Here is a 16311-nt window from a genome sequence, read left to right on the forward strand (position 1 = left end):
ATGAAAGCAGTATTTTCTTTAATCGTTACAATAGTGTTAAATAAAAAGTAAGCTTTTGAAACTTAGTTTTTATGATTTAGCTTATACAAGCCCAGTTTAATTATAACATCTCTCTTAATAATTTTCTTATCGTATTTTCATCTTCAATTTCATTAATAATATAATGCTGTAGTTGTGCTTTGGTAGTTTAAGTCTTTAGACAACGTACGTTAATCATGATATTAGTGAAAATAAAAAAGGCTTCCATTATGGAAACCTTTATCTTTTTACGATTAAGAACTCGTTATTAAATCATCAGTAAGGATTGGGCTTTATTTAATATTTAGCCGATTTACCATTAGAAAGTGAGTTCGCTATAAATTCACGTAAATCGTCATTTGCTTTAATTAAGTCTTCATTTCTTAAGTACATCATGTGGCCACTTCTATAACCCTTAAATGAAAAACGATCTTTCATTTTGCCACTAGGATCAACTTGCCATTGCGAATATTTTGCAGAAAAATAGGTAGTTGCACCATCATAATAACCAGATTGTGTTAATACTTTTAAATATGGGTTTTGCGCCATGGCTTGGCGTAAATCATCTCTAGTAGTATCATTAGAGTCATCCCAACGACCCGTATTTCCAAAGACATTATATTTTACGTCCGTTTTAAAACCCAACTCATTCTGAATATAATAATTAATCGCAGGTGTAAAAGAATGTAACCAAGAGGTGAGTTCTGCACTATAATCTGGACTTGTTCCTGTTTCAACTTTGTCTATACCGATATATCTAGAATCTAATCGCCCAATCGTTTCTCCGGTTTTATCGCGCAATAATTCTTTCCAGAAAAAACGTGTTGGGACATCTAAGTTTTGTTGTAAAATAACTTTTTCGGACAAACCAGAATAATAACTCATCTGTTTTGCAATTGCATTCTTTTCATCATCTAAAATAAAACCTCCTTTAGCAATAGCTGGTATTAAATCGTTAATGGCAAAATGTTCTACTTCTGGTAATATATCTAATAAATCTCTATTTTGAAGCGCAGGAGAAAGCATTTTATGATACCAAGCAGCAGCTGTATAGTAAGGTAAATTCAAACTTGAAGCTAATGGGCCGCCAACACGAAGCACCTTGTAATCTGCAGGAGATACCATAATGACACCATTAAGATACATCCATTGTCTATTTTGAAGTTCTAAGGATAATCCCATAACACGTGTGCCACCATAACTTTCTCCAATAATATATTTAGGGGATTGCCATTTATTATGTCTTGTGGTAAACGTATTCATCCAACTTGCCAGATATTTGATATCTGCATTGACACCAAAGAATAATTTATCGTCTGGCATTTTACCTTCTTTATCAGCTACTTTTCTAGAGTATCCTGTATTTACTGGGTTTATGAATACGATATCGGCAACGTCTAAAATCGAATTTGGATTATCCTTTACACCATAAGGTTGCGTTGGATAACCCTCATTATCAATATTTAGAACCTTGGGGCCGGTATAGGCAATATGCATCCAAAGGGATGCTGAACCTGGTCCTCCATTAAAAGAATAGACGATTGGTCTGTTGCTGTCTTTTGTGTCATTAGTGCGTTTGTAATAGGTGTAATAAAGCGACGCAATCATTTTACCTTCTTCATCCCAAACGGGCTGAAATCCTGTTTCGGCTTTGTAGTTGATTGGTTTGCCTTTAATCGTAATCGAATGATTAGTAACGTATGCAGTATCTGTGGGGATTTTTAAATTTTGAGAAAAGCTAAATGTAAAACTGATACAAAAAAGGATGATAAGACGATGATTCATATAAGATGGATTTTATTTGGAAAGTTTAAAGATACTAAAATGAAAACTGAAATTAGAACCCTTAAACAAGCCTAAAATATATGTGTTTGTTTTGACTGTTAATACTATACAGCAAACATTCTAACCATTATAAACCTGATTTTCTTGCTCGGCAACACGGATAAATGTGGTGCGTTTAGTTAATTCTTTTAGGCGTGCGGCACCAACATAGGTACAAGTACTTCGCAAACCTCCTAAAATATCTTGTAACGTATTTCTAACATCTCCCTTGTACGGTACTTCAACACTTTTACCTTCACTAGCTCTGTATTCTGCAACCCCACCAACATATTTTTCCATAGCAGTAGAAGAGCTCATGCCATAAAATTGTTTGTATTGTTCTCCATTGCGTGTTATTAGTTCGCCTCCACTTTCAGTATGCCCAGCAAACATGCCACCAAGCATTACAAAATCAGCACCTGCACCAAAGGCTTTAGCAACATCACCTGGTGTAGAACAGCCACCATCGCTAATAATTTGTCCTCCTAATCCATGCGCCGCATCTGCACATTCTATAATCGCAGATAATTGCGGGTAACCAACTCCAGTTTTAACACGCGTCGTACATACACTGCCGGGACCAATACCAACTTTTACAATGTCTGCACCAGAAATTAGTAACTGTTCTACCATTTCGCCAGTAACCACATTGCCAGCTATTATCACCTTATCAGGATATTGCGCTCGTGTTTGTCGTAAAAATTCCACAAAATGTTCTGAGTATCCATTAGCAACATCAATGCATATAAATTTCAATTCAGGATGACTTTTAAAAACCGTTTTTAGTTTTTTTGAATCCTCTTTTCCGGTTCCAGTGCTTATAGCAATATGATTGGTAATATCTTTAGGAGCCGCATTTAAAAAGGTGTTCCACTGTTGTGTAGAATAGTGTTTATGTATAGCTGTAAAAAGTTTTTGTTCTGATAAAACCAGAGCCATTTCGAAAGTGCCAACAGTATCCATATTAGCAGCCATAATAGGAACGCCTGTCCAAGTTGATTTGCTATTTAAAAATGTGAAATTTCGCTCTAATGAGACCTGAGATCTACTTTTTAATGTAGAACGTTTTGGGCGAATCATGACATCTTTAAAGCCTAATTTAATATCGTGTTCTATATACATCTTTGGAGAAGTTTGGTTATATCCAAAAATACAAGTTCTTAGAAGGAAGGATGTTTACAATTGCATTTGTCTTAAAATGTTTTATTAACAATTGTTTATAGCAAGACTGTTAGAATGTAAAAAGCGTCAACTTTCTATTAAAGAAGTCTAAAGTAGAATGGACGCCCTAATTGTTTTTTTGTTTTAAACACAGAATAGAATATCAATTTAAAAGTCTTCAAAAACCCCCAAACCAAATAAAGCAAAATCATATTTTACGGGATCTTTTGGGTCTAAATGACGTAAGGCTTTGTCTAATTCTGCTAATGCTTTTCCATCATTTTGTTTGCGATTAAGAAGGCCTAATTTACGAGCGACATTACCAGAATGGACATCTAAAGGACAACTTAATTGCGAAGGTGATAGTGATTTCCATATTCCAAAATCGACACCGTTATTATCGTTCCTTACCATCCAACGTAAAAACATGTTAATACGTTTTGCCGCAGAATTTTTAAGGGGATCACTCACATGTTTTTGTGTGCGCTCTAAATGTGGAATTTCAAAAAATACGTTTTTAAACTGATGAATACTGTATTGAAGCGAATCCTTTTCAGCATATTTACTAAATACAGCTTCTAAGCCATTATGGTTTTTGTAGAGGTGTTGTAAACTTTCAACGAACTGCATAAAATCATTTCCGTTAAATGTACGATGTACAAAAGGGCTTAGTTTTTCTAAATCAGATTCTTGGTGCTGCATTATAAACTCAAAAGGGGAGTGGTCTAATAACTCCACCATTTGATTAGCGTTTTTTATAATACTTTTTCTATTTCCCCATGCAATGGTGGCCGCTAAAAAGGCAGCAATCTCAATATCTTCTTTTTTAGAGAATTGATGTGGAATTTGAATAGGATCGCTTTCAATAAATTTCGGATTATTGTAGAGATTAACTTTTTCGTCTAAGAAATCTTTAAGTTCTGATGTTTTAATTTTCAATTTTACCTTATGAATTTAATGTAAAAATACAGCTTCTTTATAAATTGGTTAAATGTTAGAATGTGATGAATCTAATAAAAAAGTTAACTTCGTTTTTGTGTAAATTGGAAAATCTTACTTAATAGGTTTATGAACAACAAAGACATTAGAAAACAAATAACAAAAGAAATTAGTGAAGGAGCTGGGAAGTCAGCACTCTATAATCAATATAAAGACCAATTAAATGATGAAAACCTTAGAGCTATGTTGGCATCTAGACCATCGTTTAAGCTTTGGAAAAGATATAAAAACGTCCATTTAATTCTTTCTTTAATTTGGGGATTTTATATCCTAGTTGAGTTAATTGGCATATTTGAATTAATGATCGCATTTAATATTATACATCTAATTTCTCTTTTACTTTCAATTTTCGTAACGATTAATATCTGGAAATTTGATGGTCGCTTTTTTTTACCAGGAATAGTATGGTTCTCTGTAACTATAATACGCACGTTTAGTGAATTAAATTCAGTCTTTAATAGTGATGTTGATTATAAGGCTGCTTTTATATTCGTTATGATATATGGTTCGATTCTTATATTAGGAATATACCTAATGGTTTATATAAGGAAACATGTGTTTTATTATATGACGTGGTTTAAGCCTATTTTAAATGAAGAAGGTGAAATTCAATATGAATAATTAAACCAATCAGTACATTTTTATTAATACTGAAATGAAATTATTTTTTTAAGGTTTTCTTATTTATGTAATTCAAATTAGTTTTTGTCAACAAGGTAAAAACTATTTAAAATTAATGGAAGAATTAACATTGATTGATTCCATTTTGGTTAAATAATGTCATAAAGACGGAAAACCGAAATTATGTGGCCTTATAAAAATTTATAAGCATGGATATTTCTATTATGAAATGAACGTAGGGAAGCATACACGGTTTTACAAAAATGCTCAAAAACGGTTTCGATTTATGATGATTACTTTTAATGTTTACTTTAATAACTATAGTTATGATTTTAAATTATGTAGTATTATTTAAGAAAAGAAGGTGAGTATTCTAACGGTAAGAAAGTTGGAGAGTGGAAATTTTATCTACCAACAGGTTGTCTTTAAAAGAAAAAATCATATAATAATACGCGCTAAACTTTAGTCTTAGTGACTACTTTGGGTCTACGAGTTTTGATTCTATAAAAAATACAATCTGCTAAAACTGAATAAACATTAATTCTACATCAAATAAAAAAGAGATATCGGATTATATTGGTGCACGATATGCAGGAAAGTAGCCTTTATCTAGATCTTCGTTTTTTAATTGAGTTTTTAGATGATTTTCAGCTAAAATTTTATAAATATCTTCGTTAACAATATACTTCCATATTTTAAAAGTTTTATAGTTTTTAGAGAAGCTGCTTTTAAATTGAAAAAGGGAGTCTTCTTTGCTGCCTAGTCCTCCTCCAAGATTAAAGTGAGTAAAGCCTTTATGTGTAGCTTGAATGCGCATTTCATCTATTATAAGTTTAATAGGGTTAAGATCAAAGTATTCCTCACTAAGTCCCGATAAATGATATTGAACAATATTTCCCGTCTTTATAAAAATAGCTCCTGCAATGACTTCTTGTGTTTCATTATGTTTACAAAGCATTAAGGAAGAATCAATATCTTTACTTGATAACAGTTTATGATAATAGTCTGTTTCAAAAAAGTAGCAATCGTCCGCATCAACTCGTTTCATATTTTCATTGTACAATTCAATAAATAATTCAAGGTGTTCGCTAATGTTACCTTCTATTACTGTGCAAGATCTGCGAGATTTGTTTAAATATGTTTTTAATCGTCTATTAAATTTTGCTCTTTGGATTTCAATGCTATCGGTCAAATCTATATTTACCACATATCCAAGAGACGTAATTTTACCTAAGTCATCAAGAATTGATTCCTCCGTTTCTAAAAAAGGATGAAGTCTCGAAAATACTGCAATAATGTTATTTTCATTAAAAAGCTGAATGATCTCTTTATGAAAATTTTCTTTTTTGAATTGCTTGTCTATGCTTAAAATTAATACTCCTGCATAACCATAGACTGATGTAGCATCCTTATATTCTGTATTTTTAATGCTTCTTAAAAGAAGAGGTAAAATTAGAGTTGTAAATCCATCAGTATATTTAATAAGTATAGGTGATTCATCATCATTTTTTGATAAATGGTGATAGTCATAGGTATGATAAAAGTCAAAATGTTGAGCCATAGATAATTGGGTGCCCCATTCTTTCTTATCATTTATGATTTCAATCATTTCGATAAAAATTTAATTAATAGCAAATTAACGGTATAAACATAATGAATTATTTATGTTAAAAGGTAAATAATTTAAAAAAAACGATAAAATTTCAGTTGCTTTTAAATACGAATTAAATGAACTTCAAAAACAGAATGATTTATTTACTTCACAGCAATCATACTAATTTCAACATTTACAAACTTAGGTAGATTGGCAACTTCAACAGTTTCTCTAGCAGGTGCAGTGGCTTCTTTAAAATATTTTCCATAAACCTCATTGATTTGCTTAAAGTTGTTCATATCACTAATAAATATAGACGACTTAATAACGTTTTCAAATGTCATATCAGCAGCTTCTAAAACCGCTTTCATGTTTTCCATAACTTGCTTGGTTTCGGTTTTAATATCGTCTATCACTAATTCCATAGTTTTAGGATGTAAAGCTATTTGCCCTGAAGTGTATAGCATATTTCCTGATAAAACGGCTTGATTGTATGGGCCTATTGGAGCAGGCGCATTTATAGTATTTATTATTTTTTTCATGTTTTAGTTCCCATGAAAATGGGAATTATTATTAAATTATACGTAACACAAATTTAGTAATACAAATTTACTTCAACAAGCATGATATTCTGCTGTTGTTAACAAAATGAAAATTTGTCGAGCTTAAGCAATTACGGAAGACAATTGGGGCATTACACTTTGAGAGCTTTATGTTCTTAAGCGAAAATTAGTCGTGTTGAACTCTTTTAATTACCAACTTGTTGATCTGGTTGTTTACGTTTATCGTATTTTAAATCTTTAAGTAAGTTAGATTTTATACCAATAAAGAAGTTCCATGAGGTTCGATCGCTAAAAGGTATCCAAGAAAAATTCATACGCCAACTTAATAAGTCGCGTTCAAAACGTAATTGTGTATAGGTGAATCCTTGGTTAAGGAAATCGTACCCAGAAGATGCTCCAAGACTCCATTTAGGTGATATATCAACATCACCAGAAAACATTAATGAATGTGATGATATAGCATCGTCACGTTTTGTATTTGTATAATTTGCAGAATAGGCCAACCTTAAACTCCAAGGCATTTTATAATTATAAAATTCGTTGTTTTCGTCTTTATCATCATCATTCTCTCTGTCTGAAAGCCGTTTATCTGCATAGTCTTCTGACCTACCAAATAAGTCGTCGGTTCGTCCTCCAGATCGTGCAGATTCTTGTGCAGATGCTCTTTTTTCATCCGATTCACCACCAGAAAAACTATCATTAGATAAGGTGTAGCTCATATTTACATTGGCAGAGGTCAACCTAAAAAGACTTCCTCCATTATCAATATTGAAGGTATTAATAACGTTATTATTACTATCTAAAGCATACGGATTAAGCGTCATACCAAAGTTAATACTCATCTTTTTATTCAAAATTTGAGTACCACCACTCATACGAATTGGACTCCAGTTTAATGAATCTGCAGCAATATCATAAGAGGTAGAGAAATTAAGGTTATTTAATATAAATATTTTTTCAGGTTCTGTATTCGTCGAATCCTTAGAACGAATTTTAGCTTCAAGATTATTACCTAAAGAGATACCAACACTACTAGAGTAACGATTACCGGGGCTGCCAAATAATGAGTTTTCAAACCGTGTATATTCAACCTCGTCAGAAGTGGTGCCATCTGCATCAATGACCTCATAGGTTTCATAATATTGATTAAACGCTGGGCTAATAGAATAACTTAAAGACGGTCTCATAACATGCCTTATCGCTTTTATCTTGGCCGTTTTATCTTCATTCTCTAAATCGTACATTCCATATATAGTTGTACCAACACTTGCACCAACATTATACGTTAAGAAGCGGTCAAAACCACTTTGGTCTACAGATACAACTTCTTCTAAAGATTGGTCGTAGAATTTTTTAACAGTTTTAAGTGTCCATGTTTCTTCCAAATTAGCATTGGCACTAACACTAAAATAATCGAAGACCTTAAAATTGGTAGTGACTGGTATGCTATGTTTCATTCCGGTTATGGCATCATCAAACATTTCGCTCTTACCAAATATGGTGTCGTTAGTTTTAATACTGTATTCTCCTCTAGAGGTTACCTGAAAGTTTATATTATGAATAGCTCCTTTTTTAGTCCCAGTTTTTGGAGCAAATGGATAAACTCTGCCCATGGATGCTTGCATGGTTGGTAAGGTTAAATCAATATCACCTGTGTTGGTGTTTTGCCTATGTGTTGCTGTTAAACTTAGGTTGACTTGTGGTTCGCCCGAAAATGTTTTAGAATATGAAACAGAAGACGCTAGGGTGTTATTTAAAAAATTAGACTGGTTCATTTGGTTAATAGACTCTTGGTAGTATGAGCTACTTCCTAAGTTAACAGAGGCCGAAAAACGAGCATTAGGATTTGCCTTGCTATCTTGGCTATGTGACCATCGAAGGTTATAAACCGTGCTTTGCGTAAAATCTGGAAACCCACGTTCTTTATTTAGTAAATTTTCATACCTAAAACTTAGGTTCCCTTTAAATTTATAACGTAACGCATAATTGTTTTCTACGCGCAAACCGTAACTACCATTTGTATAGTAATCACCAAGAAGAGCTAAATCTAAATAATCACTTATTGCAAAATAGTAACCACCATTTTGTAAATTATAACCTTTGTTACTATCTTCTCCAAACGTCGGAAAAATAATACCTGAGGTTTGTTTTTGTGTCATAGGAAAAAACGCAAATGGTAATGCAATAGGAGTAGGGATTCCATAAATCTCCATATACGTTGGTCCAACAATAACCTTCTTGTTAGGGACCAATTTCATTTTGGTCGTTACAAATTGATATTCTGGGTCGTCTTCATCTTCAGCCGTTGTAAATCGACCGTTCTTCATAAAATAAACCGAATCGTTTTCTTTCTTAGTTAAAGGGGAATACACTTTAAAGCCTTGTTGTTCTGTTCTAGAATTAAAAACTAATGCTTTTTTAGTTTCGGTATTAAAAACAATCGAATCGGGCTCAATAATATTCTCTCCTTGCTTAAAAACAGGACGTTGCGTGTAACCCGTAGAATCTTTTAACCGACCAGCATAAACCAAATTTTTACTGTAATCAATAACAATCACTCCGGCTTTAATTTCCATATCTTGGTAAATTACTTCCGCTTCATTGTATAGATATATTTTTTTCTTTTTTTGACTTAAGGATACATAATCGGCAGCTTTATATTTTACAGTACCTTCTAATAATCCTTTTTGTTTTACAGAATCTTTTTTAGTAGAATCAATCTCCTTAGTATTTATAGGAGGTTTAATAATTGTATCGACTACAATAGTGGTAGAATCCTTACGTTGTTCTGCGGGAATAGCGCCGTTCTTTTTTGGTAATTCTTGGGCGAAGCTAAAAGTGTTAATAAACACTGTAAAACTCAAGAGAAAAAGTATGTGTAAGCTTTTTGTATGCAATGCTTTTAAATGTATTTTTGTAAAAGTATGGCTCGGTTTTTGAATCGCCAAAAGTACAGCTATTTTTTTGTGATTAATTTATTAAAATTAGAAATTAAAAAATACTGCTTTACTAAATAGCTCTTTATAATAAACCGAGTTTATAAACCGTTAAATTTAATATGCAAACGACACTAAAACCTACAATAGTATTTTTAAGCTTTTTATTTATAAGTACTTTAACATCTTTTACAATTCTACAAGCGCAAGAAGAAAAGTTTGTTGTGGTCTTAGATGCAGGTCATGGAGGGCACGATTCTGGTAATGTAGGTAATGGGCACAGTGAAAAAAATATAGCGCTTAAAGTAACTTTAGAAGTCGGAAGAGAGCTGGAGAAAAATCCAGATATAAAAGTTATTTATACGCGAAAAACGGATGTCTTTATAGAATTACACGAACGTGCAAATATTGCTAACAAAGCAGATGCTGACTTATTTGTGTCTATCCATTGTAATGCACATAGCTCACAAGCTAGCGGAACAGAAACGTTTGTTTTGGGTGAAAAAAACACAGGACGTAATTTTGATGTGGCTAAGAAAGAAAATGAAGTCATCTTCCTAGAGGATAATTATGAAGAGAATTATGCAGGCTTTGATCCGAGTTCTCCAGAATCTACAATAGCCATAGGTATTGAGCAAGAAGTCTATGTTGAGCAAAGTATTGTTTTAGCTCGTAAAATAGAAGATAATTTTATAAGTAAAGCGAAACGTAAAAGTAGAGGATTAAAACAAGCGAGCTTATTAGTTATTAGAAATACCTATATGCCAAGTGTTTTGGTAGAAGTTGGGTTTTTAACGAATAATAGTGAAGGGAGTTACCTTAATACTAAAGCTGGGCAGTCTAAAATGGCAAATGCTATAAAGACAGCTATCATTGATTATAAAAAAGAACTCGATCAAAACGTTGGGAGCCATATACTACAAGTTGATGCAGAAACTATGGAAGAAGCAGAAGAAACTCCTAGAATTATAGAAGGCATTACATTTAAAGTTCAAATTGCTGCAAGTTCTAGAGAACTGGAAGCTAAATCGTATAATTTTAAAGGGCTAACTGATATTTCACGAGAAAAATCGGGCAATATTTATAAGTATTTTAGCGGGAAAACTTCCGATTACAATAAAGTAAAACAACTTCAAAACGAAGCCAAATTATCTGGGTATTCGGGTGCTTTTATTGTAGCTTATAAAGATGGTAAAAAAATTGACGTCGCAGATGCGTTAAAAACAGAATCAAATTAGAAACATTATTAGTATATTTATTCCTAATTTTGTTTACGAACTAAAGTAAAGCCCATTGAAAATTTCAAGAGAAGTAAAAACAGCAATATTAGTCATAGCTGGTATCGCCTTTTGTATATACCTATTTACATTCCTTAAAGGTGAGGACCTGTTTGATAAATCAAACAGCTATTATACAGAATTCGACTATAATGCCTTAAAAATGTCGTCACCGGTAACCATAAAAGGGAATAAGGTTGGTGAGATTGAAGACATTAAATACGATTTCGATTCTGGTAAAACACGTATTTCGTTTACAGTAACTCCACAATTAAAATTTTCAAAAAACAGCACAGTTCGTTTATACCAAGATGGTTTAATGGGAGGCAACGCCTTGTCTATTGTAGAAGCAAGTGATGGTGAAATAGCACAGCCAGGTGATTTTATTAAATCTGAAGTAAAACCAGGAATGATTTCTACTTTAGAAAAGAATTTCTCTGGTATTAGTGAAGATTTAGGGACAACGCTACGTTCTTCAGATACTTTAATAACTAATTTAAATGCGTTGGTTGTTGATGAGTCGGATGATGGTTTAAAACAAACTATAGCTGAATTAAACGCAACTTTAAAAACATTTAAAAATGTAGGTTTTAAGGCGAATAATCTTCTCAGTAAAAATGATGAGAAAATTGCTTCCGTATTAGAGAATTTTGATAAAACAAGTGCAGAATTGGCCATTTTAATAAAAGATTTAAACGACGCAAATCTTTCAAATACCGTTAAGAACTTAGATGACATGATCTTAAAGCTTAACCAACTCGTAACTGGTCTTGCCGCTGGTGAAGGCACAATGGGTAAACTGTTAAACGACGATGCGCTTTATGATAATTTAGATAATACATCAAAAGAACTTCAACTCTTACTGTTAGATATAAAATTACATCCTGCGAGATACAGACGTATTTTGTCTAAAAAAGAGATTCCATACGAGGAACCTACACAAGAGCAATTAAACAATAATTAGATCCATCCATCATGGAATACTTACCAAATATCATTTTTGCTATTCTTTTAATTGCAGGTATTGGCTATTTTTCAAGTAATGTAAAAAAGCTAATCCGTAATATTAAATTAGGTCATAAGGTTGATGCCAGTGATCACAAATCAGAACGTTGGAAAAACGTCGTCAACATAGCTTTAGGGCAAAGTAAATTGGTGAAACGACCGGTGTCGGGATTTCTACATGCCATTGTTTATGTCGGTTTTATCATTATTAATATCGAAGTCCTAGAGATTATTATCGATGGACTTTTTGGAACACATAGAATCGGACAACAAGTTTTACCAACATCGTTATATGGTTTCTTAATCGGATCATTTGAAATTTTGGCCGTTTTAGTCTTGGTTTCAGTCACTGTATTTTGGATACGAAGAAATGTGATTAAAATTAAGCGTTTCTTGAGTCCTGAAATGAAAGGTTGGCCAAAAAGTGATGGTAATATTATTCTTTATTTTGAAGTTGTATTAATGTGTTTATTTTTAGTTATGAATGCAACAGATACAATCTTTCAGACTGCAGGATCTGGTAATGTAATTTCACAATTTATTGCGCCATGGTTTGAAGGTTTTTCAGAAGGAACACTTCATCTTATTGAGAAAGCAGCTTGGTGGATACACTTTGTTGGTATTCTTATTTTCTTGAATTATTTATACTTCTCAAAACATTTACATATTCTTTTAGCATTCCCAAATGTGTATTATGGAAAAGTTGAACCAAAAGGAAAATTCAATAATCTTGAAGCTGTTACGGCAGAAGTAAAGCTAATGATGGATCCGGATGCTGATCCTTATGCAGCACCGGCGGAAACGGCAGAAGATGAAGTGCCTGCTAAATTTGGAGCAAGTGATGTAATGGATTTGAGTCAAGTGCAATTGCTTAATGCTTATACCTGTACCGAATGTGGACGTTGTACAAGTGAGTGTCCTGCAAATCTTACCGGCAAAAAATTATCGCCTCGTAAGATTATGATGGATACCAGAGATCGATTAGAAGAAGTCGGTAAAAATATTGATGCCAACAACGGAGAGTTTAAAGATGATGGCAAGCAACTTTTAGGAGATTATATCACTAACGAAGAACTTTGGGCTTGTACCACATGTAACGCATGTGTAGAAGCTTGTCCTGTGAGTATTGATCCATTATCAATTATTATTGAAATGCGTCGTTATTTAGTAATGGAGCAAAGTGCGGCACCAATGGAATTAAATAACATGATGACCAATATAGAAAATAACGGAGCACCTTGGCCTTATAACCAAATGGACCGTTTAAATTGGAAAGATGAAAAGTAAGAGAGACGGAAGCTGGAAGACAGAAGTTGGAAGTTAGCATACTTGTATTGTTGAGCGTAGTCGAAACCTATTTGGAACACAATTACTGAACTTTTAAAACTTAATTAAATGAGTTATATTTTAAGTGTAAAACCACAAGTTAGATTACGGATAGGAATAATCATTTCTATTCTTGCCTTAATTTCTTTATACTTAGTTTGTAATTATGATTTTGGTGGATTTGCAGGCGGTTTTATTACAGGAATTCTAATAGGTTTAGGATTTGGTTTAATAGTAACTCATAAGAAAACAAACTAGAAAGATGAGCGAGCAACTAATAGTGCCAACTATGGCAGAAATGATGGCAGAAGGTAAGCAACCAGAAATTTTATTTTGGGTTGGTTCTGCTGGTAGTTATGATGATAGAGCAAAAAAAATCACCAAAGCTTTTGTAAAAATCTTAAATAAAGCAAATGTTAATTTTGCTGTTTTAGGAACTGAAGAAAGTAATACCGGTGATGTAGCAAAACGCGCAGGCAATGAATTTTTATTTCAAATGCAAGCCGTTATGAATATTGAAGTGCTTAACGCTTATGAGGTAAAACGTATTGTAACATGCGATCCTCACTCTTTTAATTGTATAAAGAACGAATATCCAAGTCTTGGTGGTAGTTATGATGTTATCCATCATACTCAATATATAAAAGAACTGATGAGTTCTGGACGTTTAACTTTAGAAGGTAATACGTATAAAGGAAAACGTATTACGTTTCACGACCCTTGTTATTTGGGAAGAGGAAATGGAGTTTACGACGCACCAAGGGATGTCCTTAAAAAAACAAATGCCACATTAGTAGAAATGAAACGACATAAAGGAACAGCCTTATGTTGTGGAGCTGGTGGAGCACAAATGTTTAAAGATGCAGAACCAGGAAATAAGGAAATTAATGTTCTTAGAACCGAAGATGCACTAGAAACACAACCAGAAATCATTGCTACAGGTTGTCCTTATTGTAATACAATGATGACAGACGGTGTAAAATTCAAAGAAAAAGAAGCTGACATTAAAGTCATGGATATTGCGGAGTTGATTGCTGACGCGTAATAGCTAATACAATGGAAAATTACTTTAAGAAAATACCATTGCGAAAGCGAATTATTATAGGTGTTTCTAGCGGTATCTTTTTTGCTGTTTTTATGGCATCTTTCGATTATTTTGATGGAAGTCCATTCTCTGTTGCTAAATTTCTATTTCACAGTTTATTTTTTGGATTATTTATGAGTATTGCACTCAGATATAAAGTCCCTAAAGATCAGAACTAGTCTTTTTTTTTCGTTATTTAACGTCTTTGTGAAAATAACGGAGAAAAAAATGTTCTTTTATCTAAGAATCAAAGCCGTGTTGATATTAGCAACTTACTTAAAGGAACCTATTTCATAAACATAGGCTCTTCTAGTACATTTAAGTTTCTTAAAGATTAAATACAGATAACAAAATGGATGTAAATAAGTAATATTTGAAAAACAGGATTATGAAAAAAATTTTGAAACAACCTTTATTAGTCTTAATTGCAATTTTATTATTCGGATGTTCCTCTAAAGATGACGACCACGACGATGATTGTATGAAAACAATCACCATTCCTCAAATCTATTTAATCAATAATCAATCATACAGTTATGATATTACTCAAGAGGTGCCATGTGATTTTCCAGAACCATCCGAACCCGAATTGATTGATCCACCTATGTTAGAAAATTTTTCATATGAAGTTCTAAACTTTGAATTTACACCTGATACAGGAAATAATACCTCAAGGTTGCAATTTGAAATCAAATTAAACAATCCTAATAATTTTGCGGTCTCTGGATTACCTCTTCTGACCATAGATACAGATGGCCTGCAAACCACAGGCAGTTTTTCGAACGATGCGTCAATATCGTGCTATCAAATTGATGAAAATTCTGATTGTATTCTGACTTACGATCAACAAAGCTCCTTAGATTTAGGAATAGTTAATACAATTGAATTAATAAATGTTGCGTATTTTATAACTAATTAGAAAAATTCTAAACGGATTAACGAAAAACGATAGCCAATTACGTTTATATTTAATTGCAGCAGTTAACTTTAGAAATGCGAAAAAGTCATAAATTTTTTAAGTCGATTATAATATTTGCAATTCTATTTTTCTCACAAAATGGTTTTGCAAGTCCTCAAATGCCAGATTATATAATTTATAAAGGAGATACAATTCCAATTTATAATTTAATACTTGAAAAATATTTTCAGAAAACAGAATTGGAAGATAAGGGGAGTTTGTTCGGATTAAAATTTAGGGAAGGTGCTTCTTTAAATTGTTGGAGAGGTTACCAAGCAATTTATATGATTGAAAATGATAGTTTATTTCTGAAAAACATTATTGACTGTGGAGAACGAAATATCGACCAATTAGCATCATCAAAAAGAATTATTGAAATTTTTGGCAATAAAGAAAATAACGGAAAAGTATTTATAGATTGGTTTTCAGGTGATTTCACTATACCTAATGGAAATTATTAAGATGGGACGGAGTGTTTCATAAAACATTCGAAAATGAAATATTAGTTGAAGTACAAAATGGAACAGTGCGTAAAGTTTCTAAAATTGAGAACTATGTGGATGACCCAAAACGAGTTCATAGAAAATATGGAGATACGATTTCCAAAGTCCTGTTCAATGAATTGTCTAAACTGAATTGGCAAAACAAAAAAGATTTTGATTGCTCAGAAAAATACCTTGTGACAATTGGAAAAAACGGAGAAGTGAGCAAAGTAAATATGCCAGATTATCAAACGAAGGAGGAAATAAAGAGGTTTTGGGAACCAAATGAATATAAGTATTGTATTAAAACAGTTAAGAAAGGATTGAGCGATTTGAAATTTGACATTTTGAGAATAAAAAACAAACCTGTTGAGGAAAGTTATTATTTGGACATTTGGATTGAGGATAATGGAAAACTTGAAAATTGGACTGAATAAAAAATTAAGGTCCTCATCATTTTTGT

At 32.5% G+C, this 16311-nt stretch carries 16 protein-coding genes; 10 read left to right on the forward strand and 6 right to left on the reverse strand.

The features are described 5' to 3' along the window. Positions 1 to 315 precede the first annotated feature (315 nt). The 3 genes from BLT80_RS16090 to BLT80_RS16100 all read right to left on the reverse strand — a co-directional run bounded on the left by BLT80_RS16090 (position 316) and on the right by BLT80_RS16100 (position 3936). Positions 316 to 1803 (reverse strand): S10 family peptidase, encoded by a 1488-nt coding sequence (locus BLT80_RS16090; RefSeq protein WP_092469845.1) that lies wholly within the window; start codon positions 1801 to 1803, stop codon positions 316 to 318. Between the two features lie 120 nt (positions 1804 to 1923). Next, complete coding sequence (locus BLT80_RS16095; RefSeq protein WP_092469847.1) at positions 1924 to 2964, reverse strand: GMP reductase; 1041 nt, start codon at positions 2962 to 2964, stop codon at positions 1924 to 1926. Positions 2965 to 3171: 207 nt separating this feature from the next. Further along, positions 3172 to 3936 (reverse strand): TIGR02757 family protein, encoded by a 765-nt coding sequence (locus BLT80_RS16100; protein WP_092469967.1) that lies wholly within the window; start codon positions 3934 to 3936, stop codon positions 3172 to 3174. 135 nt (positions 3937 to 4071) lie between these two features. On the opposite strand from BLT80_RS16100, the gene BLT80_RS16105 reads away from it, so the two are divergent. Beyond that, the gene (locus BLT80_RS16105; RefSeq protein WP_092469849.1) at positions 4072 to 4623 is read left to right on the forward strand and encodes a hypothetical protein; all 552 of its coding nucleotides are present in this window, start codon (positions 4072 to 4074) and stop codon (positions 4621 to 4623) included. Between the two features lie 571 nt (positions 4624 to 5194). Here BLT80_RS16105 and BLT80_RS16110 read toward each other — a convergent pair. The 3 genes from BLT80_RS16110 to BLT80_RS16120 form a co-directional block, all read right to left on the reverse strand. Continuing rightward, the gene (locus tag BLT80_RS16110) at positions 5195 to 6232 is read right to left on the reverse strand and encodes a peptidoglycan bridge formation glycyltransferase FemA/FemB family protein (RefSeq protein WP_092469851.1); all 1038 of its coding nucleotides are present in this window, start codon (positions 6230 to 6232) and stop codon (positions 5195 to 5197) included. Positions 6233 to 6378: 146 nt separating this feature from the next. Further along, positions 6379 to 6759 carry a Rid family detoxifying hydrolase gene (locus tag BLT80_RS16115; protein ID WP_092469853.1) on the reverse strand — a complete coding sequence of 127 codons (381 nt, stop codon included), beginning with the start codon at positions 6757 to 6759 and terminating at the stop codon, positions 6379 to 6381. A gap of 206 nt (positions 6760 to 6965) precedes the next feature. Then, positions 6966 to 9728, reverse strand: coding sequence for a putative LPS assembly protein LptD (locus tag BLT80_RS16120; RefSeq protein WP_092469855.1), 2763 nt, complete (start codon positions 9726 to 9728; stop codon positions 6966 to 6968). A gap of 110 nt (positions 9729 to 9838) precedes the next feature. Between BLT80_RS16120 and BLT80_RS16125 the strand changes: the two genes are divergently transcribed. The 9 genes from BLT80_RS16125 to BLT80_RS16165 all read left to right on the forward strand — a co-directional run bounded on the left by BLT80_RS16125 (position 9839) and on the right by BLT80_RS16165 (position 16285). Continuing rightward, positions 9839 to 10954 (forward strand): N-acetylmuramoyl-L-alanine amidase, encoded by a 1116-nt coding sequence (locus BLT80_RS16125; RefSeq protein WP_092469857.1) that lies wholly within the window; start codon positions 9839 to 9841, stop codon positions 10952 to 10954. Positions 10955 to 11009: 55 nt separating this feature from the next. Next, positions 11010 to 11957, forward strand: coding sequence for an MlaD family protein (locus tag BLT80_RS16130; protein ID WP_092469859.1), 948 nt, complete (start codon positions 11010 to 11012; stop codon positions 11955 to 11957). 11 nt (positions 11958 to 11968) lie between these two features. Next, entirely contained in the window at positions 11969 to 13285 is a 1317-nt protein-coding gene (locus BLT80_RS16135; RefSeq protein WP_092469861.1) for a 4Fe-4S dicluster domain-containing protein, read from the forward strand. A gap of 108 nt (positions 13286 to 13393) precedes the next feature. Beyond that, positions 13394 to 13582, forward strand: coding sequence for a hypothetical protein (locus BLT80_RS16140; RefSeq protein WP_092469863.1), 189 nt, complete (start codon positions 13394 to 13396; stop codon positions 13580 to 13582). Between the two features lie 4 nt (positions 13583 to 13586). Continuing rightward, positions 13587 to 14369: a (Fe-S)-binding protein gene (locus BLT80_RS16145; RefSeq protein ID WP_092469865.1), complete on the forward strand. Its 783-nt coding sequence runs from the start codon at positions 13587 to 13589 to the stop codon at positions 14367 to 14369. Between the two features lie 11 nt (positions 14370 to 14380). Next, positions 14381 to 14587, forward strand: coding sequence for a hypothetical protein (locus BLT80_RS16150; RefSeq protein ID WP_092469867.1), 207 nt, complete (start codon positions 14381 to 14383; stop codon positions 14585 to 14587). 209 nt (positions 14588 to 14796) lie between these two features. Continuing rightward, complete coding sequence (locus BLT80_RS16155) at positions 14797 to 15327, forward strand: hypothetical protein (RefSeq protein WP_092469868.1); 531 nt, start codon at positions 14797 to 14799, stop codon at positions 15325 to 15327. Between the two features lie 158 nt (positions 15328 to 15485). Further along, entirely contained in the window at positions 15486 to 15827 is a 342-nt protein-coding gene (locus BLT80_RS16160; protein WP_139181089.1) for a hypothetical protein, read from the forward strand. Between the two features lie 11 nt (positions 15828 to 15838). Next, positions 15839 to 16285, forward strand: a complete 447-nt coding sequence (locus tag BLT80_RS16165) for a hypothetical protein (protein WP_092469872.1) — start codon at positions 15839 to 15841, stop codon at positions 16283 to 16285. The last annotated feature ends 26 nt before the right edge of the window (positions 16286 to 16311 follow it).

Source organism: Winogradskyella thalassocola, from assembly GCF_900099995.1.
Classification (GTDB): Bacteria; Bacteroidota; Bacteroidia; order Flavobacteriales; family Flavobacteriaceae; genus Winogradskyella; species Winogradskyella thalassocola.